Here is a 20,275-nt window from a genome sequence, read left to right on the forward strand (position 1 = left end):
GTTCTTCTCGCCGATAACCCTGTAAATGAGAATAATTTTTTAGGAGAGAACAATGGCTGGTATATCGACACTCGGTATCGGGGCAAACTTAGACTTAAATAACCAAATGGACCAACTTGAAGCGATGGAAAAACGCCGCCTTGAGCCATTAGCCACTCAAAAAGCCAGCTATGATGCGCAAATCAGTGCCTTTGGTAAAATGCAATCGTCACTCGAAAAATTAAAAAAAGCGGCTGAAGATATTAAAAAATATGGTGATATCAGTACCACCAAAGTCAATGGCGAATATAAGAGTTTTGATGTAAAAACAGACGGCAAAGCGGTAGCAGGTGTACATGATGTATTAGTCACCCAGTTAGCCAAAGCGCAAACTATCGCCACTAAAGGCCATGATGATAATAAAAAATTATTAGGGAATGGCAGTGCAGAACGCACCATCACCATTACTCAACCCGCTGAAAAAGAACCTATCATTATTAAATTAGATAATGAACATACTTCTTTAATTGAAATAGCAGATGCGATTAATAAGACCGATAAAACGGTTACCGCAGCAGTGATTAAAGATAAAACGAATAATTATCACCTTGTTGTTACCTCCAAAAAAGAAGGTACAGACCACCGTATTAGTATTAATGTTGAAGGTGATGACGAACTCGCAAAAATACTGAATGTTGAATCTGAATTAAACAGTGATGGTAATGTCGTTTTAAAAGATGAAAAAAACATCGGCATAGAGCAAAAAGTTCCCCCGCAAAATGCCTTGTTAAATATTGATGGTTTTGAACTTGAATCACAAAGCAATGAAGCAAAAGATCTCTTTCCTGGTTTAACTCTGACACTAAAAAAAGAGAGTGAAGATAAAAAACCCGATCATCTGATCGTTTCTGAGGATATTGAACCTGCTAAAGCAAAAATTAAAGCCTGGGTAGATGCCTATAATGAATTCCAAAATCTCGCTAAGGAATTGACTAAATATACGCCAACAACGAAAGGAACTGCGCCAGATAAAACCAACGGCCCATTGATTGGTGATTCTACACTACGAACAATACAAAGCCAGTTACGTACGCAAATACGTTCAGCACAAGATAGTGGTGAGATTAATTTATTGAACAAAATGGGGATCACACAAAAAGTTGATGGCACATTAGAGATAGAAGATAAAAAATTCGAAAAAGCGCTAAAAGATAACCCTGGAAGTGTCAAAAATTTCTTTATGGGAGATGGTAAAGAAACAGGCTTTGCCACAGAAAACTTTAATTTCTTAAAAGAGACACTCGACGCTCGTGAAGGCACACTGCATAACGCAACTGATGGCGTGCAAAAGAAAAAGAAAAGCCTTGATAAACGCATTGAACAAACAAATAAACAAATTGAAAACACTATGGATTTATACCGCCGTCAATTCCAGAATTTAGATAAAATGATGAGCTCACTCAATAGCACCAGTAACTCATTAGGCAGACTGTTAGGTTAATAATTATGTATCAACAAAAAGCAAAACAAGCCTACCAACAAGTCGATTTGGAAAGTGAAATTACCAACGCGACACCGTATCAATTGATCACTATTCTATATAAAGGGGCGTTAAGCGCCCTAAAACGTGCTGAAATTTTTATGCAACAGAATAATATCGCGGCAAAAGGCCAAGAAATTACAAAAGCCATCGATATTATTGATACGGGTTTGAAACAAGCGCTTAATCATGACGCGGGTGGCGAAATCGCGGAGAACCTTGATCGTCTATATGATTACATGATTATGCGCTTATTAAATGCTAACCTTGAAAATAATGTGGCTTATATCCAAGAAGTTTACCAATTACTCTCCGATATCGCGTCAGCTTGGCAACAGATCGGGGCAAATGTGGATGAAAGATAAACAGGTGAATAATAAAGAACCTATTGATTTATATGAAATCTATCGTGATGTTTTAGTATTAAGCGAAAATTTAGTCGCGCTAGCACAAGCAAAACAGTGGGAACAACTCGTTGCCCAAGAAACAGAATATGTGTATGCCGTCGAAAATTTAACGCAATTAACACATGAATTCGAAGCGCAGAACCCCATCACAGATGAACTGGTGGGGTTATTGCATCAAATCATCGAAAATGAAAAGATCACTAAAACCTATTTGCAACAACACTTAGATTTTTTAAGTAAAGAAATGAAACAGTTGGATCAAACACGGGTCATCAATAACAGTTATGGCCAATTTAATGAGCCAGATACACCAATGACAATTAAACCCATTGAATAGCCATGTGTGTCAGGCGCCCCTACCTGACACTTATGGATAACTTATTGCCTTAAGCGTTGCTGTTTCTTTAATTTTTTCAACAGCATATTCCGCTTTAGTGGCGATAAATGATCAAGAAACACTTTTCCATGTAAATGGTCGATTTCATGTTGCATCACAATTGCCAAAAACTCGTCAGAATCAAGAGTAAATTCTTTTCCATCTCTATCTAACGCTTTGACTTTCACACGTTTAAACCGCGCAACATCTGCATAAATTTCAGGTACAGATAAGCATCCTTCTTGGTAGCTCGTCTCACCTTCACTTTCAATAATTTCAGGGTTAACAAATACCATCGGTTGATCGCGATTTTCAGAAATATCAATTACCATTACCGATTGTGTTGCTGCAATTTGCGTTGCTGCTAAACCAATACCATTCTCGGTGCTATACATGGTATCTAATAAATCATCAATTAATGTTTGTACCGCCGCAATGTCAGTCACTGGACTGCATTTGATTCGCAAGCGCTCATCAGGTATCTCAATAATCGTTTTTACTGCCATATCTCAAAAATCCTATCTGTCGTGCTCTTTATTCAAACTATTATCATTATCGTATTTTTAAATTTACGATAAGATGCAAAAAATGGCATTATGACTCAATGAAAAAATCACATAAGAATCAATTAGGTTACCGCTACGTCGCCTAAAGTAAAAGAATACATAATGGAATTTCACAGAAAAATAACATGTAATCTGGGAAAAAACACCAAAAATAGACCTAAAACAGCAAAACAATTCAAATTAATGATAAATAACCCAATTTATAATAAGGATTAATCATCTCATTCGCTATGCTGCAATAATAGCCTTACTTATCGAGGGGTTTATCATAATAATATACATCTAAAATCATTTTTAGCCCACAATCAATCTGCTCTATTTTTAGCCTAGATTATTTCCCTCATCAATAGAATGAAATTGGCGGAGTAAGCGATAAAAACATTATCTATGTATAAATTAATAGGGTCGCCAGTAAGACATTACCTGCTTATCGCTTTTTGTTATTTTTTGTGTCATTTGATTGAGCTTCAGGAACCTATCAATGCCTATATCAACAGGATTATATTTAAAACCATTTATCATAAAGTTAACACTGAATATGCTGCCTCACTCCGGTTATTTCATTCACCAAAATTATCAAAGAAATAAATAGCCTTCAATTTAATTCAAATAAAATCACTTTTCACGAGCTAATTAAAAACAAATTCAGAATATTAATAAAAATCAATTAACTTTATTATAAAAAACAGAACGCACTATATTAATTGAGTTAATTAAAGTAGATGGATTTATTTCATTAATAAAGGAATCAAGATGAAAAAACACTTTCCCCTAAAGGCGATGACTTTCCTATCAATCGTTTCTCTTTCAAGTACCACGCTCGCCGCCCCTATTCATTTTTCAACATTATTAATGGATTCAGCCATGACACTCTATGAACTGCAAGAGTTCGGAAAAGAAATCAAACAACATCTCGCTGAAAAAGAGCAAAAATCAAAATTTAAAACCTTTGATGAGCTTCTTTTGGAACAATTAAAAAAAGTAGACAAAAGTTTTACACCCACCATGTCTGAAGTAGATGAAAACATAAAACAATCAATAGAAAATAATAATCATTATATTAATGCTCAGCTAAGCATGTATTCCCATAATAGCGAAAAAAAATGGTTATTACTTAAGAGGAAGCATCATAAAGCTCAGACAGATAATTTGAATCAGTTTGCTAACCTACACCAAAGCATAGATAAAACTCAGAATATCAATAACACACGTTTTACTAAGCTGGATAAAAAAATTGATAAAACCGCCAAGCAAGCTAATTCAGGCATCGCTTCTGTTGCGGCGATGTCGAATATTCCCTATACCATGAATACCCGTTTTAGTGCAGGTGTTGGCCTAGGTCATTATCATGATGGTCATGCTATCGCGGCTGGCGCACAATACCAAGTAAAAGAGAATATTAACCTTCGTAGCTCTATCTCTTGGAATAATTCAGACCGCGCCGTGGTCGGTGCTGGTATTGCCATTGGTTGGTAGTTGGCTACGCCACACTCTTTTTTGATATCTTTAAACGTTCACTTCCCATACCACAGGAAGTGAACGCTTCCATTGCATCATTAATGCCAAAATCCTAACAACGATAAAATTCATATCATCATAATTTAAAAATCATTGTTTAAACGGGGATCGCCATAATTTCTTGATATGCCGCGACCAGTTTATTTCGCACTTGGATACCCATTTGTAAACTTAAACTGGCTTTTTGCATATCCACCATAACATCATTCAGCGAAATATCACTTTTGCCCAATGTAAAATCTTCAATCTGTTTTGCCGATTGATTCCTAACAGAATTAATTTGATTTACGGCAGAAACAAGATGATCAGCAAAACCAACAGGTTCAATCACGGGCTTACTGTGATTTGCAGCTTGTGATGCGGTCATTTGTAGCTGCGATAATACGCCTTCAATAGCTTGGATTGTCATTTTCTTCCCTTCAATTTCTGTGCGAGCCATCGTCGCTGTCTTATTTGGCATGCATACCCTAGCACAGCCTTTTTAACTTGAAGCCGATAAATAACACCAAAATTATGGGCTGATTCCGTCATTAGATTTATCAGAGTCATCAATAATAGCAACGTAAAAAAGTGATGTACGAAGAGGGAATAACATTGTTTCGCCAAAAGTGTTTTCATCTGTTGATTCTGCAAGGCAGGGAATATTTATGAGTGCCGCATCTAAAGAGACCGGAGAAGCTACCAAAGGGTTTGCATCTATTGCATCACGCTTTAAGACTTCCCCCAAAATCCCATTAATGATTGCTGGCGCCGCCGCGATTGCGGTCGTTGTCGCCCTACTTCTTTGGCTACGCAGCCCTGACTACCGCGTACTTCTGAGTAACCTCAGCGCAAAAGACGGTGGTGATATCGTCAGTCAATTAACGCAAATGAACGTGCCGTATCAAATTGCCGATAATGGCAGTGCAATTTTGGTACCGGCCGATAAAGTTCATGAATTGCGCCTAAAATTAGCCCAGTCAGGTTTACCAAAGGGCGGAAATACAGGCTTTGAGCTGTTAGATAAAGAACAGTTTGGTATTAGCCAATTTAGTGAGCAAGTTAACTATCAACGTGCATTAGAAGGTGAGTTATCGCGCACGATTGAATCACTCAGTCCAGTGCAAAATGCTCGCGTTCATTTGGCTATTCCTAAACCGACCTTATTTGTCCGTGAACAAAAATTACCGACTGCATCTGTTACCGTGGGGTTACTTCCTGGTCGTATGCTCGATGAGGGCCAAATCAATGCCATTATCCACATGGTATCGAGCAGTGTAACAGGTTTAACAGCCTCAAATGTGACGATTGTTGACCAAACAGGTCGGTTGCTGACTAACAATGACAATAGCCAGCAATCGGCTAACAATGCGCAAATAAAAATGACGAAAGAGATGGAGTCTCATCTCAAACAACGTATTGAAGACATTATTTCGCCTTTAGTTGGGCGTGCTAACGTTCATGCTCAAGTTACCGCACAGATGGATTTCTCAAAAGTTGAGCAAACCTCTGAAGAATATAAGCCAAACCAAACCCCCAATAGTGCGGCGATACGTTCTCGTCAAAATAGCCATAGCATGCAGAACAATGCTAGTGGTACCGGTGGCGTACCTGGGGCGCTGTCGAATCAACCACCCAGTGCTCCGAGTGCACCAATAACGACGGATAAAAAAGAACAAACATCACAGCAAAGCAGTGCTTCTCATAATGGTTCAAGTCATTCTCAAAGTGATGAAACCACCAATTATGAAGTCGACCGTAAAATTAGCCATACTCAGCGCCAAATAGGTGTCGTTGAACGGTTGTCCGTTGCAGTGATCATCAACTATTTACCGCAAGAAGGTGAAAATGGTCCACAAATGCAGCCGTTATCACCGGAAATGATGGAACAAATTGAATCACTTACCCGTGAGGCAATGGGCTATTCGACTGATCGTGGTGACTCATTGAGTATTACAAATTCACTGTTCACCAACGATAGCGTCGTAGAAGAACAACCTTCAATGCTTGAGAACCCACAACTTCTCGCACAAGTATTGGATTACGGCAAAATTATCTTAATCGCTATTATTGCTTGGTTTATGTGGCGTTTTGGTATCAAGCCTCAATGGCTCAAATACCGTCAAACACAGCAAGCCCAAGCAGCAGAGGTGTTTGTTGCGGCTCAGCCTAAAACCCCTCTCGTCGTTGAAGAAGAAATTAATGAAGATATGGATGAACAAACACGTCGCCGTCTCACTCGCCAACGTGTCAGCGCAGAAATCCAAAGTCAGCGTATTCGTGAAATGGCAGAAAAAGATCCACAAGTCGTGGCTATGGTCATTCGCCAGTGGTTAGGAAAAGCACAATGATATTAAGTGGAACCGAAAAAAGTGCCGTGATGCTGATGACACTCGGCGAAGATCAGGCAGCTGAAGTTTTCAAGCATTTGAATCCTAAAGAAGTGCAGCAATTGAGTATGGCCGTCTCGAATATGCGCCAAATCTCTAACAATGAGTTGGCGGAGGTTTTAACAGAATTTGAGGAATCCGCCATTCAATTTGCCGCACTCAATATCAATACGAATGATTATTTACGTTCCGTGCTTGTGAAAGCACTGGGTGAAGAGCGTGCCGCTAGCTTACTTGAAGATATCTTTGATAAGCAGGAAAGCACTTCAGGTATTGAAAGCCTCAATTATATGGAACCGCAAACCGTTGCCGATATTATTCGTGACGAACATCCACAGATTATTGCTACGATTTTAGTCCATCTGAAGCGTAACCTGGCTGCGGATGTTTTAGAGCTATTCGAAGAGCGTCAACGCAACGATATTATGCTACGTATCGCAACCTTTGGTGGCGTTCAACCAGCAGCGTTAGCTGAATTGACCGAAGTGCTAAATAACCTGCTTGATGGACAAAACCTCAAACGCAGCAAAATGGGTGGCGTAAGAACTGCTGCTGAAATTATTAACTTGATGAAAAATCAGCAAGAAGAAAGCGTTATTAATGCGATGCGTGATTACGATGGCGAACTGGCACAACGCATTATTGATGAAATGTTCCTATTCGAAAATCTTATCGAAGTCGACAATCGCAGCATTCAGCGCATTCTACAAGAAGTTTCCAACGACTCGTTGGTTATCGCGCTCAAAGGCAGCAATCAAGCTCTACGAGACCATTTCCTCAACAATATGGCTGTTCGTGCTGCTGAAATTGTTCGTGACGATTTGGAGTCCCGTTCACCAGTACGCATGTCTCAAGTCGAAAACGAGCAGAAAGCGATTCTTATGATCGTTCGCCGCCTAGCAGAGAAAGGCGAAATCACCATTGGTGGTGGAGATGATGTCTATGTCTAATTCATCGATTCCTCCGCATGCATGGCAGCCTTGGCAATTACGCGAGTTGAACCAGTGGGACCTTAACTCTTCAGGGTTACCTTCCGCTGATGAACAGCCTGAACCTGATAAACCTAAAGTGCCCTGCCTTGAACCACAAGAGGTACTAGAGCAGATTAATATTCTCGATAACCTAAAAGAAGAAGCGCATCGTGCTGGCTATCAACAAGGTTATGATTTGGGGAAAAAAGAAGGTTATCAAGCAGGCTTTGAGCAAGGGCTTCGCGCGGGTGAAGAACAAGGCCGCCAACAAGCATTAGCGCAAGAGCAACCCATTATTGAAACATGGCAAAAACTACTCTCTGAGTTTAATTATTCATTAGATAGTTTCGATACCGTGATCACAACAAAGCTGTTGCAAATCGCTTTAACCGCTGCAAAACAGGTACTGGGGCAATCAACCATCTGTGACGGTACCGCTCTACTTGAAGAAATCAGCCATTTGCTACAGCAAAAACCTATTTTTACTGGGCAACCTGAGTTACACGTTAACCCAGCGCATACCGAACTGATCGAACAGCATTTAGGCTCACTGCTGAGCTTAAACGGCTGGCGCTTAGTGGGTGACCCCAAGTTACACCTTGGGGGTTGTCGCGTTGTCGCTGAAGAGGGTGAAATCGATATGACCGTTGCAACACGCTGGCAGGAATTGTGCCGTCTTTATGCGCCGGAGACCCTATCATGACAGTACGAATGAGCCGTTGGATTGCCGCACTGGAAGGGTTTGAATCACGTATGAAAGGGATCCCAATGACACGCCATTATGGGCGTTTGACTAAAATTACCGGTTTAGTCATGGAAGCTGAAGGCATCAAAATGCCATTGGGAGCCACTTGTATTATTGAGCGTACTATCAATGGCCGCCATGACGAGGTGGTTTGTGAAGTCGTTGGATTTAATGGTTCGCGCATGTTACTGATGCCGCTTGCGGATCTCGAAGGCATTGCGCCGGGAGCGCGTGTCTATGCACAAACAACGGGAGATGATGGGCAAACTAGCCGTTTATTACCTCTCGGGGATGAGCTATTAGGGCGTATTTTAGATGCGCAAGGCACCCCTCTTGACGGCAAGGGGCCGCTTGATGTTAAGCAACGTGCTCCCTTGATCACTCCACCAATCAACCCACTAGAGCGTACACCTATCCACAGTGTTTTGGATGTGGGGGTTCGAGCGATCAATGCCCTACTCACTGTGGGTCGAGGGCAGCGCATGGGCCTGTTTGCCGGTTCTGGCGTGGGGAAAAGTGTCCTGCTTGGGATGATGGCGCGTTTCACACAAGCTGACATCATTGTCGTTGGCCTCATCGGAGAGCGTGGGCGCGAAGTTAAAGATTTTATTGAAAATATTTTGGGGGCAGAAGGTTTAAAACGAGCAGTGGTTGTTGCGGCGCCTGCCGATGTTTCACCATTACTACGCATGCAAGGTGCCTCCTATGCTACCCGTATCGCCGAGTATTTTCGTGACCTTGGTAAGAATGTTTTACTGATTATGGACTCCCTGACGCGTTATAGCATGGCACAACGGGAAATCGCTTTAGCCATTGGAGAACCGCCTGCGACCAAAGGCTATCCGCCATCTGTTTTTGCCAAATTACCCGCATTGGTTGAGCGCGCAGGTAATGGCAAAAATGGTGGCTCAATTACCGCCTTTTATACGGTGCTAACGGAAGGGGATGATCAGCAAGACCCTATCGCGGATTCTGCTCGCGCTATTCTTGACGGTCATATCGTATTATCACGCTCGCTGGCTGAATCAGGTCACTACCCCGCTATTGATATTGAGGCCTCAATCAGCCGAGCCATGACTGAATTAATTGATAAGCAACATTATCGCCAAATTCAACGCTTTAAGCAGCTGACTTCCAGTTATCAACGAAATCGTGACCTCATTAATGTGGGTGCCTATGCAGCAGGCAGCGATCCGCTGCTAGATATGGCCATTCAATATTACCCTCGTATGTCTAAATTTTTGCAACAAGATATCGATGAGCGCTGCGACTATCAAAGCGCTTGTGAACAATTGGCGCATGCGGTTCCTAATGAGTCATGAGGGTTAGATGAGTAAAAACAATGCGTTAACTACATTATTGAGTTTGGCTATTGAGGCTTCTGAGGAAGCCGCAAAGGTTTTAGCCCAAGTTAGACAAACGCAAGTACAGATGACTCAACAACTCAATATGCTAGAAAACTATCAGACTGAGTACCGACAAAAGCTCAATCAGACACTGCATAGCGGGATAGATGCCGATAAATGGCAAAACTATCAACAGTTTTTAGTGACATTAGAGCTGACAATTGAGCAACAGCAGCAACAGTTATCCCTATGGGAACAACGTGTCAATGAAGCAAACCGTCACTGGCAGGAAAAACAACAGCGGGTCAATGCTTTCGATACTTTAATTCAACGTGCTGAGCAGACTAAAAATCAGCGCTTAAGCCGATTAGAGCAAAAGCAAATGGATGAATATGCTCAACGTGCAACGTTACGGAGAAACCAATAAATGGACGTCAATACGCATAACGCCGCCAAGGCAGCCATCACAAACAGTAAAAATATCGGTAACGCACAACAAAACGAGCCGCGTTTTGAGGATAACCAAGCGCCTGCGGTGCCTTTTCAAGCTGTGTTGGATAACCAGCAGCCAGCGCCACAAAAAACATCGACTAATCATTCTACGTTAGAAAATGCGCCTAACAGCACCTCGGTGTCGACAAATACGCCGACAGCAGCGGCTGAGCGTGATACCTCACCGATTAAGGATAAAACTGAACACGCGATTGACCAGCTCAATTATAGCCGCCACATACGCAACGAAGCGAACCAACCGGCGTTACGGGCACAGTTACTGAACCAAGCAGATGCTGTCGAACAAGTGTGGTTAACCAACCTAAAAAGTGATTTAAATCAGCAAGCGCTTGCGTCGGTATCCACGAAGTTTGCCGATGGTCATCGTTCAGCTTTGGTGCCTTTTGCGCAAAAAATATCACCACTCAATAGCCAATTGGTCGCTAACCCCGACGCTGATGAAAGCACTGATTTTCGTGCACAAATGCAGCTAGCTGAAGATGAGGAGTCGACATCAATCGCGGCATTTATTAAAAACGAGAAACAAGAACGTAAAGACCAGCCGCTATTTTCCCTTAACGATAAACGCGAAATACCGGCTAAAGAGTTAACTCACGACTTTATGCCATTAAATAAAAAACTGGCTGATAAAGACCCACTTTCTGTAACACAAAACGTCTCCGTTGTGGATAACAGTCAAAATATCAAAGGAGCATTTACATCAACTGTGGAGAATGGTTCCTTTCAGGTGACACCAACACAAACCGTGGTAGGCACAACTGTCAATTTGGCAGCACCACTCGTTAACTCACATGCAGCTTCCGCCAATATGCCTGTTGTGCCAATGCCATCCGGAGTGCCTTTAGGGAGTGACGCATGGCAACAGCAATTAAACCAACACATGTTGTTTTTCTCACGCCAAGGTATTTCACATGCGCAAATACGTTTACATCCAGAAGAGCTAGGCTCCTTGAATGTTCATCTGCGTATTGAAGATAACCAAGCGGTAATGCATTTTGTTTCGCCACATAGCCACGTACGGGCCGCCATGGAAACGATGATGCCGATGCTACGTAATGCGTTGCAGGAAAGTGGCATTCATCTTGCTCAAGGTTCTGTTGGGCAAGATAACTTTAGTGATCAAAATGGCTCAGATGCACATTCGCAAAACAGCCATGAACACCAACTTCATACCCGCCATTCTGTGGGAGGCGTTGTGAATAGTGACTCGGTAACCGCCACGCATATTACCTCGATTGCTCACTCTCGAGGAGGAATCGACACATTCGCTTAATTTTTAAACAAGAGGTGGTGATTTCCTATTTAAAGCGCCGAGTTACCCCCTTTTTGTTTCGTTTTTCCCCCCTTTAGTCTGGCTCAAGCAAGCCATAATGCTAAAGATACAAAATAAAAAGCCCATGTTGGGTTTAGTCTTCATAAATAGGAATTTTGCTAACATGTCGTCTTCAAGCAATGCATCTAAAAGTTCAAATAAAGGGCTGCTCGTACTGCTTACCCTTCTTGCCATTGCCGGTGTAGGTTTTGGTGGTTATACATGGTGGACAACACAGCAGATAGCAAAATCAGCAAATGAAGAAGACACCCCATCTAACATTAGCCAACCTATTTTTATGGATTTAGAACCTTTTACGGTCAATCTTCCCGGCCTCAATGAAGCCCCTGACCGTGTGTTGTATATCAATATTACATTACGTTTAGGCAATGAAAAATCACGTAAGCAACTGCATGACTACTTACCCGAAGTACGTAGCCGACTGCTATTACTGCTATCGGAACAAAAATCAAAAGTCCTCAGTAGTCATGAAGGTAAATTGCAATTAATGCAATCTATTAAAGACACTTTGTCGCCGACGATGATCCCTGGTGAAAAAGATCAGCAAATCACAGACGTACTATTTACGACATTTATTTTACGGTAATTCAGATGAGCGATAATATTTTATCTCAGGCTGAAATCGATGCGTTGCTCAATGATGACGCACCGGCGTCGAATGAATCAGCGACACAATCGAAAGACAAAGAACACATTCGTCCCTACGATCCAAATACGCAACGTCGCGTTATTCGTGAACGCATGCAATCTCTCGAAATTATTAATGAGCGCTTTGCTCGTCAATTTCGGATGGGGTTGTTTAATATGTTACGCCGTAGCCCGGATATTACTGTTGGGGGAATAAAGATCGAGCCTTATCATGAATTTGCTCGTAACTTGCCAGTTCCTACTAACTTGAACCTGATTCATATGCCGCCTTTGCGCGGTACGGCTTTATTCACTTTTGAGCCGGCCTTAGTGTATATCGCTGTCGATAACTTGTTTGGTGGTGATGGGCGGTTTCCCGTTCGTTCAGAAGGTAAGGAGTTCACCAATACTGAACAGCGCATCATCAACCGAATGCTAAAGCTAGCGCTTAGCGCTTATCGCGATGCTTGGAAACCTATCGCAGATATTGATGTGGAATATGTGCGCTCGGAAATGCAGGTAAAATTCACCAATATCACAACGTCACCGAATGACATTGTGGTGACAACCCCCTTTTTGGTTGAAATCGGCAATACCATCGGTGAATTTAGTATTTGTATTCCTATCGCCATGATAGAGCCTTTACGTGAACGGTTAATTAACCCGCCAGTAGAGCAAGGCCACCAAGAAAATGAGGCTTGGGTGAGTAATTTAGTCACACAAGTCAAACGTTCTGAGTTAGAACTCGTCGCGAATTTTGTCGATATTCCATTACGAATATCTCGCTTACTGCAATTGCAAAAAGGGGATGTTATTCCTATCGAGAAGCCAGATCGCCTCATCGTGAGCGTTGATGGTGTGCCAGTATTAACCAGCCAATACGGCGCGCAAAATGGCCAATATGCATTGCGTGTAGAACATTTGATTAACCCTGTTTTAAACACTCTAGATGAGGAAAGTACCAATGAGTGAGGCGAAAAATTCTCCTGATGCATCAACCAATCACGACAGTGAAGATTTATGGGCTGAGGCATTAGAGCAACAAAAGAAAGCGGAATCCGCCTCTGCCGGTGCACAGGCGTTTGCAAATCTCGATGGCCAAAATGCACTCAATCAGCTGTCTGATATTAACCTGATTATGGATATCCCCGTTCGTCTTTCAGTCGAATTAGGGCGTACCAAAATGACGATCAAGAAGCTATTAAGTTTATCGCAAGGGTCTGTCGTTGCGCTTGATGGATTAGCGGGTGAACCTTTGGATATCCTCATTAATGGCTATTTAATCGCCCAAGGTGAAGTGGTCGTGGTGTCAGATAACTATGGTATTCGCATCACCGACATTATTACGCCATCGGAACGTATGCGCCGTTTAAGTCGTTAATATGGCAATGGGGAGTGACATGAAAACAACACCATTTATTAGCCACACAGAACAGCCTAGCAACCAAACGCCCCCGGCAATTAGCAACAGTGACAGCTTAGCGCAAATTTCAGGCGCTTTAGGCGGCATCATCTTATTGATACTCGCTGGCGCTTGGTTGGTAAAAAAAATCGGTTTTGCCCCAAAAAGTTTCGGTAAAAACCCATTAGTAAACGTGAAAAGTCACTGTTCACTCGGTAATAAAGAGCGTGTTGTGGTCGTTGAGATAAATAATGAATGGTTAGTGTTAGGTGTTACTGCACAATCCGTGAATTTGTTGCATCAATGCCCTGCTAAGCAAGCAACAACGTTAACATCGGTGACTGAACCACTGACATTTCAGTCTCTTCTGAAGAAAAAACAAGAAGCCGCTCAGCAAGCGGCCTCCAACATCTCCTCTTGTCAATAATTGGAAGCACACATGTTCCCTTTGAAATCTACCACTGTGATCGCTTCATTATTATTCATACTACCAACACACGCTCTGGCGGCTTTGCCTCCCATCATAAGTCAAACGCTACCTGATGGGGGGCAAAGCTGGTCATTGCCCGTTCAAACACTACTTTTTTTAACTTTGCTTGGTTTTATTCCTGCACTTTTGTTAATGATGACCAGCTTTACACGCATTATCATTGTGTTAGGTCTATTACGTAACGCTCTTGGTACCCCTTCAGCACCACCAAACCAAGTGTTATTAGGACTTGCGCTCTTTCTGACATTTTTTGTGATGTCACCTGTTGCAGACCAAGCTTATCGCGAAGCTTATCAACCGTTTAGTGAAGATAAGATCAGTTTAGAAACGGCTTTAGAACGGGGAACCGCCCCATTTCGTACCTTTATGCTAGGACAAACCCGTGAAACTGATTTAGCTCTGTTTGCTCGAATAGCAAAAGTCGGTGATATCCAAGAAGCTAAAGATGTTCCTATGCGAATTTTGGTGCCGGCTTTTATTACCAGCGAACTCAAAACCGCTTTTCAAATCGGGTTTACTATTTTTATTCCATTTTTAATCATAGACTTAGTGGTTGCTAGTGTTTTGATGGCGCTCGGTATGATGATGGTTCCACCTGCGACAGTTTCGTTGCCATTTAAATTGATGTTATTTGTTTTAGTGGATGGCTGGCAGTTATTACTCGGTTCTTTATCACAAAGCTTTTTTAATTAGCAATAAACATCATTTATTCATTGAGTTATTTAAATAAGGAATAACGATGACACCTGAATCAGTTATGGCAATGGGTACCGAAGCGATGAAGATTGCTTTAATGTTAGCCGCCCCATTATTGCTCGCTGCACTATTCGCGGGGTTGATCATTAGCTTGCTGCAAGCGGCTACACAGGTGAATGAAATGACCCTATCATTTATTCCTAAAATTCTCTCTGTTATTGCTGTCATTATTATTGCGGGTCCATGGATGCTCAATTTATTGCTGGACTATATGCGCACCCTATTCAGTAATTTACCATTCATCATTGGCTAATCATGTTAACGATGACTAGTGAAACACTCACTCTCTGGCTCAGCCAAGGCTTTTATCCTTTCATACGCCTTTTAGCGCTGTTCGGTACAGCGCCCTTTTTTAATGAAAAACAATCGATTACTAAAGTCAGAGTGATATTAGCTTTTTTTGTGATTTTGATCGTATCACCTCAACTTCCTGTCGTGAATATTCCATTATTTTCAGCAATGGGCTTATGGGTGATAGTGCAACAGCTGGTTATTGGCGTTGCTATAGGCTTAACCATGCAGATGGCATTTGCTGCTGTACGCCATGCAGGGGAAGTGATTGGTTTACAGATGGGATTATCTTTTGCCACCTTTTTCGACCCTACAGGTGGCCCTAACATGCCCATTTTAGGTCGAATTCTAAATCTGATTATGTTGTTGTTATTTCTCTCATTTGATGGACATTTATGGTTGATTTATATTCTTGTTCATTCATTTGAGCTGATCCCAATTCAGGTTTCGCCTCTAAATCGCGATGGATTTTGGTCATTGGTGCAATTTGCCAATAGCATTTTTATCAATGGGTTAATGTTGGCATTACCATTTATTACGCTATTTTTAATTCTTAACTTAGCACTGGGTATTCTGAATCGCATGACACCACAACTTTCTGTATTTGTGGTCGGTTTCCCACTGACACTCACGATTGGTATTAGCATGCTCGGGTTGATTATTTCAATTTTACCGCGTTATAGTGAACGCCTTATCCATCAAGCTTTTGAACAGCTTTCATTAATGTTTGGGTTATTTTCTGGATAAATAATACAGATGAATAATTTTAAAATAAGTAGTACCGCATATAACTACTTATTTGCACACCTATATTTCATTTAAACATTAATAAGAGTAAGTTAAACAGCAGCCTTAACTTAAGGTGCTTTGTTATAATAACTATCTCAATAAACATAATTAGTCCTTAATATACCTTAGTAAATAAAAAATCCATATTAACAGTAAAATTATCGAGGTTAAAATTATAAAAAACAGCAGTCATTAAACATATAACCATATACCTATAATTGATATCAGTTGATAAATCATCATTTGTTCATCTCGCTAAAGGCTAACAAGCCTATAATAGCTATCACCTTGATATGGTTTATGTATTAACCTACCTGTACGGCAGTGAACGTTAACAGTAAAATCATCGATTTCTAAGCTGATAAGATATCAGTAAAATTAACATATATAATAAACAGTTAACAAGAAACATTTAAAAAGCGACTTAAATGTATTATTTTGAATATCAATAAAACCACATAAATTAATTTCAATATATCACGTTAAGTATTAATAAAAGTAACACACTCGCCTTAACATGCCAAATCAAATATTGATAGAGATAAAGTATCTAATAATTGAAATAATCACTCTTATTAATATGTATTAACCTCTATATCTCCGACTAAAACCTATTCATTATAAAAGTATTCTAATTATTCATTAATATATAGCGTCGATTTCGTGATTCCTAAGCTGCCTATACGGCAGTGCACTCGGGATGAAAGTCCAGATAGTCCCCGTTGTATTTCTAAGCTGCCTATACGGCAGTGAACACAATCACCGATGTAATGGCCTCGCTTGGTTTTTTCTAAGCTGCCTATACGGCAGTGAACAAGGAATTCCAACACCGCCAATAATGGACGCATTTCTAAGCTGCCTATACGGCAGTGAACAAAAGCCAGAGCGCGGTTTCTACATTGCCAAATTTCTAAGCTGCCTATACGGCAGTGAACGGACTCTGACGATTTAGCCGTACAGTTGTATCTTTCTAAGCTGCCTATACGGCAGTGAACGTGAATACGGTGCATGGCCTTATGAAATTGAGTTTCTAAGCTGCCTATACGGCAGTGAACCCCCCATTCAAAATCCTCAATTTTTTTATGAATTTCTAAGCTGCCTATACGGCAGTGAACATGACGAAATTGGCGGCTCTCGCATGGCGCAATTTCTAAGCTGCCTATACGGCAGTGAACGCGATTAATCATCAGCTCAGACTGCATTTTAATTTCTAAGCTGCCTATACGGCAGTGAACAATAACTCTATCAAGCGCATCCTGTATTGCGTTTTCTAAGCTGCCTATACGGCAGTGAACTCTGCATGGCAAGCATCACGCGAAAGTTTAGATTTCTAAGCTGCCTATACGGCAGTGAACGATAGCCTAGCAAATAAAATGCGTTAGACAACAATAAATTAAGCTAATTATTGGCTAAATACCTTCTTTTTTTACTACCTTAGTAACATCTTGTTTTATCAGAAATTTTTAAAGAGCAAAAATAAAAAGGTAAATAAAGGGTAAAACATACGAAGAAAAATACAATGGTTTGATAGGAAAAATATGAACAAGAGGGAAAAAGAAGTGGGTAAACCAATTAGCCAGCCTCAACCCAATTGAAGCTGGCTAATAAATTAGCGACCGCCAAACAGTGACATGCTATTTAAATCTTTAAAGATATCCTGAGACGCTTGGAACATTGCCATCTCTTTATAATAGTCTGATGTTGCCCCTGTCCAATTTGTATCTAACAAATTACTCATACGCTGACTATTTTGAATACTGCGCGTATCTGCAAGGAAATCTAACTTATCAATTTCTTGCAATTGCAACCCTTGCTTAGCCTCAATGTTTGAAATCTTATCTAACGCCGATTTAATTGCTGAGTTCGCCTCACCCAATGCTTTTTGAGCAGCCTCTCGCTCAGCTTGAGTCGCATTTTCTTGTGGTGTTTTCAATGCAGCAATACCTGCATTTAATCTTTTAAACACCTCAACCGTATTCGTGCTATCTGTTGTAAATACTTGAGCACCAGTGAAATAGGTTGTCATTTCGCGATCGCTCGATACATTCTGCATAATCGCTTTATCGCCGCCTTTATAGATCACTTCACCACTTGCATCGACCTCAAATGGGGGCTTATCCGATTTAAAACCAGCAAAAATATAACGGCCATTACCATCGGTTGTATTACCCAAAGCAACCAACTGGTCCTTTAAACCACTTAATTGTTCTGCAAGAGATAATCTATCGCTATCGCTTAAACTGGCTTGGTTGGAAGCTTGAATAATAGTTGTATCGATCTGAGTTGTTATATCCGTCATTTGAGTCAAAATACTCATTTGCAACAACATACCGGTTTTTGCAAACCCTCGGCTTGCGACATATTGCTGATTACGGTTTTCTGACTGATTAATTCGTACCGCCTGTGAGGATGCTTGAGGGTCATCCGATGGCTTACTCACTCGTTTTCCCGACGCTAATTGACTGCCTGCATCCATCCAACGTGCTTGTGCATTGTTCATGTCTTGCAAACGTTGGTGATAAATCATATTAGTACTTAAACGCATAATAGAATCCTTTTTAATTCACTGAAACTTAGAACGCTCTCATCAAGGCATTGAACAGGTCATCAACGGTTTTTAGTACCTGTGCATTGGCATTAAAAAACTGTTGGATTTTTTGCATCTGAATACTTTCTTCGTTCATATTGACGCCAGAAATAGCCTGCTGCTGCTCATAGAAGCTTTCTGTCATTTTATTTTGTGTTTCGGAATCAATTTGCGCTTGCTTTGTTTGGTTACCAACATCATTGACGATAGTGGCGTAATAATCTGAGAATGTCGATGTTCCCCCCACTAATTTTTGATCTTGGAGTTTTACTAGCTCTTTTAAATTTTCATTATCACCAGGGCCACTACCTTTACTGCCCGCAGCAGCAAAATTTGCCGCCTCACTCACCAACGTCTGCATACCGTTGATGACACCATTGACTGGTTTTACTAAGAATGCGTCACCACTTTGTGCATTATTATTGCTAATCTTCAACGCAATACCATCAAACTTCAGTGTATCCGCGGTTGACGCATCCACAGTGACTTTAGTCCCTTCTGGTAACCTTGTGACATCCCAATTTTTACCATCGAAGCGCATCTCATAATTATTACCCGTCACTTGAGAGACATCACTGTAGTGAAAATCGAAATCCGCTTGGCCCCGATTAAAGGTATTGCTGACGACATTCCCTTTTCCAATTTCGAAAAAGTCCTTACCTGTATTGCCGTTAGCGTCAAAGCCCTTTTGATGGATCTCATTAAATTTACTCGCAAAGACCAATGCTAATTTATTGATTTTTTGATAAGCAGGGTCAATAACTTCTTTGCGTGAACGTAAAACACCACTGAGCTCGCCACCACGAAATGCATCATCCGGAATTTCTCGCGCTTGCCCATTCGCTCCCACAAACCCAATACTGAAACGGCTATCATCTTGTGAGGACGGAACCGCTTCTAAACGGTTAGCGTGTTCCCCTGTGACTAATGGCAAGCCATTTGCGAAGGTAACGTTATAATTCCCATTTTGTTCGATGACTTTTACACCAACTAATGAGTTAATTTCACTGACTAAGCGATCACGTACATCAAGCAGGTCATTCGGTTCGGAACCACTCACAGAGCGTACTCGAGCAATCTGCTGGTTCAGACCTGCGATTTTTTCCGCATAGGTATTAATGTCTCTCACCTTAGTTTCAATTTGGCGATTAACATCACGCTCCATGTCTTGCAGTCGTCGATTTGCTTCTTTAAATTGACCAACTAATGCATTTGACTTACCCAAAAAAACATCAATCAGTGTCTTATCACTCGCATCACTACTCGCAGCATCAAGAGCAGTAAAGAAGCTACCGATATTACTGGAAATATCTTCGATATCATTAGTGAGCAAATCATCAACTTGGCTACTGTTTTTCGCATAAGCCTCATATTCACCACTACGAGCCCGTGATTGACCGTATTGCTGGTTGATAAACTCATCAAATTCGCGGCGAACATGGCTGAAATAGGTGCCGTTACCAAAATAGCCGTTAGGTGTCATTGTGCCGGGATTCTCCCCGAAAACAGCACTTTGGCGGTGATAATAACCGACACCAGCGTTAGCTAAGTTATTAGAAATAACACTTAACCCACCTTGTGCCGCATTCACACCACTAAGCGCATTATTCATTACATTATTCAGCATAAGCTTTTCCTTTATCTGGTGCTTATCGCCATGGCTTATCGAT

General features: G+C 41.2%; 21 protein-coding genes and 1 CRISPR repeat array. Of the genes, 17 read left to right on the top strand and 4 right to left on the bottom strand.

Annotated elements, in window-relative coordinates; genetic code table 11:
- The first annotated feature begins 52 nt into the window (after window positions 1-52).
- Genes fliD through fliT form a run of 3 tightly spaced genes read left to right on the top strand, consistent with a single transcriptional unit; the run spans window position 53 to window position 2,263 of the window.
- Window positions 53-1,480 (top strand): flagellar filament capping protein FliD, encoded by a 1,428-nt coding sequence (gene fliD, locus P2E05_RS12760; RefSeq protein ID WP_276122817.1) that lies wholly within the window; start codon window positions 53-55, stop codon window positions 1,478-1,480.
- A 5-nt stretch (window positions 1,481-1,485) separates the two neighbouring features.
- Window positions 1,486-1,884, top strand: a complete 399-nt coding sequence (gene fliS / locus P2E05_RS12765) for a flagellar export chaperone FliS (protein ID WP_154624563.1) — start codon at window positions 1,486-1,488, stop codon at window positions 1,882-1,884.
- Window positions 1,874-2,263 carry a flagellar protein FliT gene (fliT, locus tag P2E05_RS12770; RefSeq protein ID WP_154624562.1) on the top strand — a complete coding sequence of 130 codons (390 nt, stop codon included), beginning with the start codon at window positions 1,874-1,876 and terminating at the stop codon, window positions 2,261-2,263. The genes fliS and fliT overlap by 11 nt, the downstream gene beginning before the upstream one ends.
- Window positions 2,264-2,304: 41 nt before the next feature.
- Here the strand turns inward: fliT and def are convergent, their stop codons facing one another.
- Window positions 2,305-2,808, bottom strand: a complete 504-nt coding sequence (gene def, locus P2E05_RS12775; protein WP_154624561.1) for a peptide deformylase — start codon at window positions 2,806-2,808, stop codon at window positions 2,305-2,307.
- A gap of 813 nt (window positions 2,809-3,621) precedes the next feature.
- On the opposite strand from def, the gene P2E05_RS12780 reads away from it, so the two are divergent.
- A complete protein-coding gene (locus tag P2E05_RS12780; RefSeq protein ID WP_272657446.1) occupies window positions 3,622-4,344 on the top strand; it encodes a YadA C-terminal domain-containing protein in 723 nt (240 codons plus the stop codon).
- A gap of 139 nt (window positions 4,345-4,483) precedes the next feature.
- On the opposite strand, the gene fliE is transcribed toward P2E05_RS12780, so the two are convergent.
- Window positions 4,484-4,795 (bottom strand): flagellar hook-basal body complex protein FliE, encoded by a 312-nt coding sequence (gene fliE / locus P2E05_RS12785; RefSeq protein ID WP_163863616.1) that lies wholly within the window; start codon window positions 4,793-4,795, stop codon window positions 4,484-4,486.
- 238 nt (window positions 4,796-5,033) lie between these two features.
- Here fliE and fliF point away from each other — a divergent pair, with 238 nt between their 5' ends.
- The 13 genes from fliF (at window position 5,034) to fliR (ending at window position 15,976) form a co-directional block, all read left to right on the top strand.
- The gene (fliF, locus tag P2E05_RS12790) at window positions 5,034-6,716 is read left to right on the top strand and encodes a flagellar basal-body MS-ring/collar protein FliF (protein WP_163862325.1); all 1,683 of its coding nucleotides are present in this window, start codon (window positions 5,034-5,036) and stop codon (window positions 6,714-6,716) included.
- Window positions 6,713-7,705: a flagellar motor switch protein FliG gene (gene fliG / locus P2E05_RS12795; RefSeq protein WP_154623795.1), complete on the top strand. Its 993-nt coding sequence runs from the start codon at window positions 6,713-6,715 to the stop codon at window positions 7,703-7,705. Before fliF ends, fliG begins: the two co-directional genes overlap by 4 nt.
- On the top strand, window positions 7,698-8,429 hold the full coding sequence (gene fliH, locus P2E05_RS12800; protein WP_154623796.1) for a flagellar assembly protein FliH: 732 nt from the start codon (window positions 7,698-7,700) through the stop codon (window positions 8,427-8,429). Before fliG ends, fliH begins: the two co-directional genes overlap by 8 nt.
- Window positions 8,426-9,793, top strand: a complete 1,368-nt coding sequence (fliI, locus tag P2E05_RS12805) for a flagellar protein export ATPase FliI (RefSeq protein WP_163862329.1) — start codon at window positions 8,426-8,428, stop codon at window positions 9,791-9,793. The genes fliH and fliI overlap by 4 nt, the downstream gene beginning before the upstream one ends.
- Window positions 9,794-9,800: 7 nt before the next feature.
- The gene (fliJ, locus tag P2E05_RS12810; protein WP_154623798.1) at window positions 9,801-10,244 is read left to right on the top strand and encodes a flagellar export protein FliJ; all 444 of its coding nucleotides are present in this window, start codon (window positions 9,801-9,803) and stop codon (window positions 10,242-10,244) included.
- Window positions 10,245-11,603: a flagellar hook-length control protein FliK gene (locus tag P2E05_RS12815; protein WP_272657447.1), complete on the top strand. Its 1,359-nt coding sequence runs from the start codon at window positions 10,245-10,247 to the stop codon at window positions 11,601-11,603.
- Window positions 11,604-11,766: 163 nt separating this feature from the next.
- Complete coding sequence (fliL, locus tag P2E05_RS12820; RefSeq protein ID WP_163862334.1) at window positions 11,767-12,249, top strand: flagellar basal body-associated protein FliL; 483 nt, start codon at window positions 11,767-11,769, stop codon at window positions 12,247-12,249.
- Window positions 12,250-12,254: 5 nt separating this feature from the next.
- A complete protein-coding gene (gene fliM, locus P2E05_RS12825) occupies window positions 12,255-13,262 on the top strand; it encodes a flagellar motor switch protein FliM (protein ID WP_154623801.1) in 1,008 nt (335 codons plus the stop codon).
- Window positions 13,255-13,671, top strand: a complete 417-nt coding sequence (gene fliN / locus P2E05_RS12830) for a flagellar motor switch protein FliN (RefSeq protein ID WP_154623802.1) — start codon at window positions 13,255-13,257, stop codon at window positions 13,669-13,671. The genes fliM and fliN overlap by 8 nt, the downstream gene beginning before the upstream one ends.
- A gap of 19 nt (window positions 13,672-13,690) precedes the next feature.
- On the top strand, window positions 13,691-14,119 hold the full coding sequence (gene fliO, locus P2E05_RS12835; protein ID WP_272657448.1) for a flagellar biosynthetic protein FliO: 429 nt from the start codon (window positions 13,691-13,693) through the stop codon (window positions 14,117-14,119).
- A gap of 12 nt (window positions 14,120-14,131) precedes the next feature.
- Window positions 14,132-14,875: a flagellar type III secretion system pore protein FliP gene (fliP, locus tag P2E05_RS12840; protein WP_196712970.1), complete on the top strand. Its 744-nt coding sequence runs from the start codon at window positions 14,132-14,134 to the stop codon at window positions 14,873-14,875.
- 46 nt (window positions 14,876-14,921) lie between these two features.
- Window positions 14,922-15,191, top strand: coding sequence for a flagellar biosynthesis protein FliQ (gene fliQ / locus P2E05_RS12845; protein ID WP_163862337.1), 270 nt, complete (start codon window positions 14,922-14,924; stop codon window positions 15,189-15,191).
- A gap of 2 nt (window positions 15,192-15,193) precedes the next feature.
- Window positions 15,194-15,976 carry a flagellar biosynthetic protein FliR gene (gene fliR, locus P2E05_RS12850; RefSeq protein WP_154623806.1) on the top strand — a complete coding sequence of 261 codons (783 nt, stop codon included), beginning with the start codon at window positions 15,194-15,196 and terminating at the stop codon, window positions 15,974-15,976.
- 709 nt (window positions 15,977-16,685) lie between these two features.
- A CRISPR array of direct repeats spans window positions 16,686-17,373; the repeat unit is 28 nt; unit sequence TTTCTAAGCTGCCTATACGGCAGTGAAC.
- 254 nt (window positions 17,374-17,627) lie between these two features.
- Here fliR and flgL read toward each other — a convergent pair.
- Together flgL and flgK are read right to left on the bottom strand one after the other, a co-directional pair.
- Window positions 17,628-18,563 carry a flagellar hook-associated protein FlgL gene (flgL, locus tag P2E05_RS12855; RefSeq protein ID WP_154622985.1) on the bottom strand — a complete coding sequence of 312 codons (936 nt, stop codon included), beginning with the start codon at window positions 18,561-18,563 and terminating at the stop codon, window positions 17,628-17,630.
- A 28-nt stretch (window positions 18,564-18,591) separates the two neighbouring features.
- The gene (gene flgK, locus P2E05_RS12860) at window positions 18,592-20,232 is read right to left on the bottom strand and encodes a flagellar hook-associated protein FlgK (protein ID WP_163862340.1); all 1,641 of its coding nucleotides are present in this window, start codon (window positions 20,230-20,232) and stop codon (window positions 18,592-18,594) included.
- Window positions 20,233-20,275 lie beyond the last annotated feature (43 nt).

The organism is Providencia stuartii (genome assembly GCF_029277985.1).
In the GTDB taxonomy this organism is placed as follows: domain Bacteria; phylum Pseudomonadota; class Gammaproteobacteria; order Enterobacterales; family Enterobacteriaceae; genus Providencia; species Providencia zhejiangensis.

Excerpts from the sequence above, each read along its gene's own strand:
- fliD (WP_276122817.1), top strand. The coding sequence starts at position 53 with ATGGCTGGTATATCGACACTCGGTATCGGGGCAAACTTAGACTTAAAT.
- fliS (WP_154624563.1), top strand. The coding sequence starts at position 1,486 with ATGTATCAACAAAAAGCAAAACAAGCCTACCAACAAGTCGATTTGGAA.
- fliT (WP_154624562.1), top strand. The coding sequence starts at position 1,874 with ATGAAAGATAAACAGGTGAATAATAAAGAACCTATTGATTTATATGAA.
- def (WP_154624561.1), bottom strand. The coding sequence starts at position 2,808 with ATGGCAGTAAAAACGATTATTGAGATACCTGATGAGCGCTTGCGAATC.
- P2E05_RS12780 (WP_272657446.1), top strand. The coding sequence starts at position 3,622 with ATGAAAAAACACTTTCCCCTAAAGGCGATGACTTTCCTATCAATCGTT.
- fliE (WP_163863616.1), bottom strand. The coding sequence starts at position 4,795 with ATGACAATCCAAGCTATTGAAGGCGTATTATCGCAGCTACAAATGACC.
- fliF (WP_163862325.1), top strand. The coding sequence starts at position 5,034 with ATGAGTGCCGCATCTAAAGAGACCGGAGAAGCTACCAAAGGGTTTGCA.
- fliG (WP_154623795.1), top strand. The coding sequence starts at position 6,713 with ATGATATTAAGTGGAACCGAAAAAAGTGCCGTGATGCTGATGACACTC.
- fliH (WP_154623796.1), top strand. The coding sequence starts at position 7,698 with ATGTCTAATTCATCGATTCCTCCGCATGCATGGCAGCCTTGGCAATTA.
- fliI (WP_163862329.1), top strand. The coding sequence starts at position 8,426 with ATGACAGTACGAATGAGCCGTTGGATTGCCGCACTGGAAGGGTTTGAA.
- fliJ (WP_154623798.1), top strand. The coding sequence starts at position 9,801 with ATGAGTAAAAACAATGCGTTAACTACATTATTGAGTTTGGCTATTGAG.
- P2E05_RS12815 (WP_272657447.1), top strand. The coding sequence starts at position 10,245 with ATGGACGTCAATACGCATAACGCCGCCAAGGCAGCCATCACAAACAGT.
- fliL (WP_163862334.1), top strand. The coding sequence starts at position 11,767 with ATGTCGTCTTCAAGCAATGCATCTAAAAGTTCAAATAAAGGGCTGCTC.
- fliM (WP_154623801.1), top strand. The coding sequence starts at position 12,255 with ATGAGCGATAATATTTTATCTCAGGCTGAAATCGATGCGTTGCTCAAT.
- fliN (WP_154623802.1), top strand. The coding sequence starts at position 13,255 with ATGAGTGAGGCGAAAAATTCTCCTGATGCATCAACCAATCACGACAGT.
- fliO (WP_272657448.1), top strand. The coding sequence starts at position 13,691 with ATGAAAACAACACCATTTATTAGCCACACAGAACAGCCTAGCAACCAA.
- fliP (WP_196712970.1), top strand. The coding sequence starts at position 14,132 with ATGTTCCCTTTGAAATCTACCACTGTGATCGCTTCATTATTATTCATA.
- fliQ (WP_163862337.1), top strand. The coding sequence starts at position 14,922 with ATGACACCTGAATCAGTTATGGCAATGGGTACCGAAGCGATGAAGATT.
- fliR (WP_154623806.1), top strand. The coding sequence starts at position 15,194 with ATGTTAACGATGACTAGTGAAACACTCACTCTCTGGCTCAGCCAAGGC.
- flgL (WP_154622985.1), bottom strand. The coding sequence starts at position 18,563 with ATGCGTTTAAGTACTAATATGATTTATCACCAACGTTTGCAAGACATG.
- flgK (WP_163862340.1), bottom strand. The coding sequence starts at position 20,232 with ATGCTGAATAATGTAATGAATAATGCGCTTAGTGGTGTGAATGCGGCA.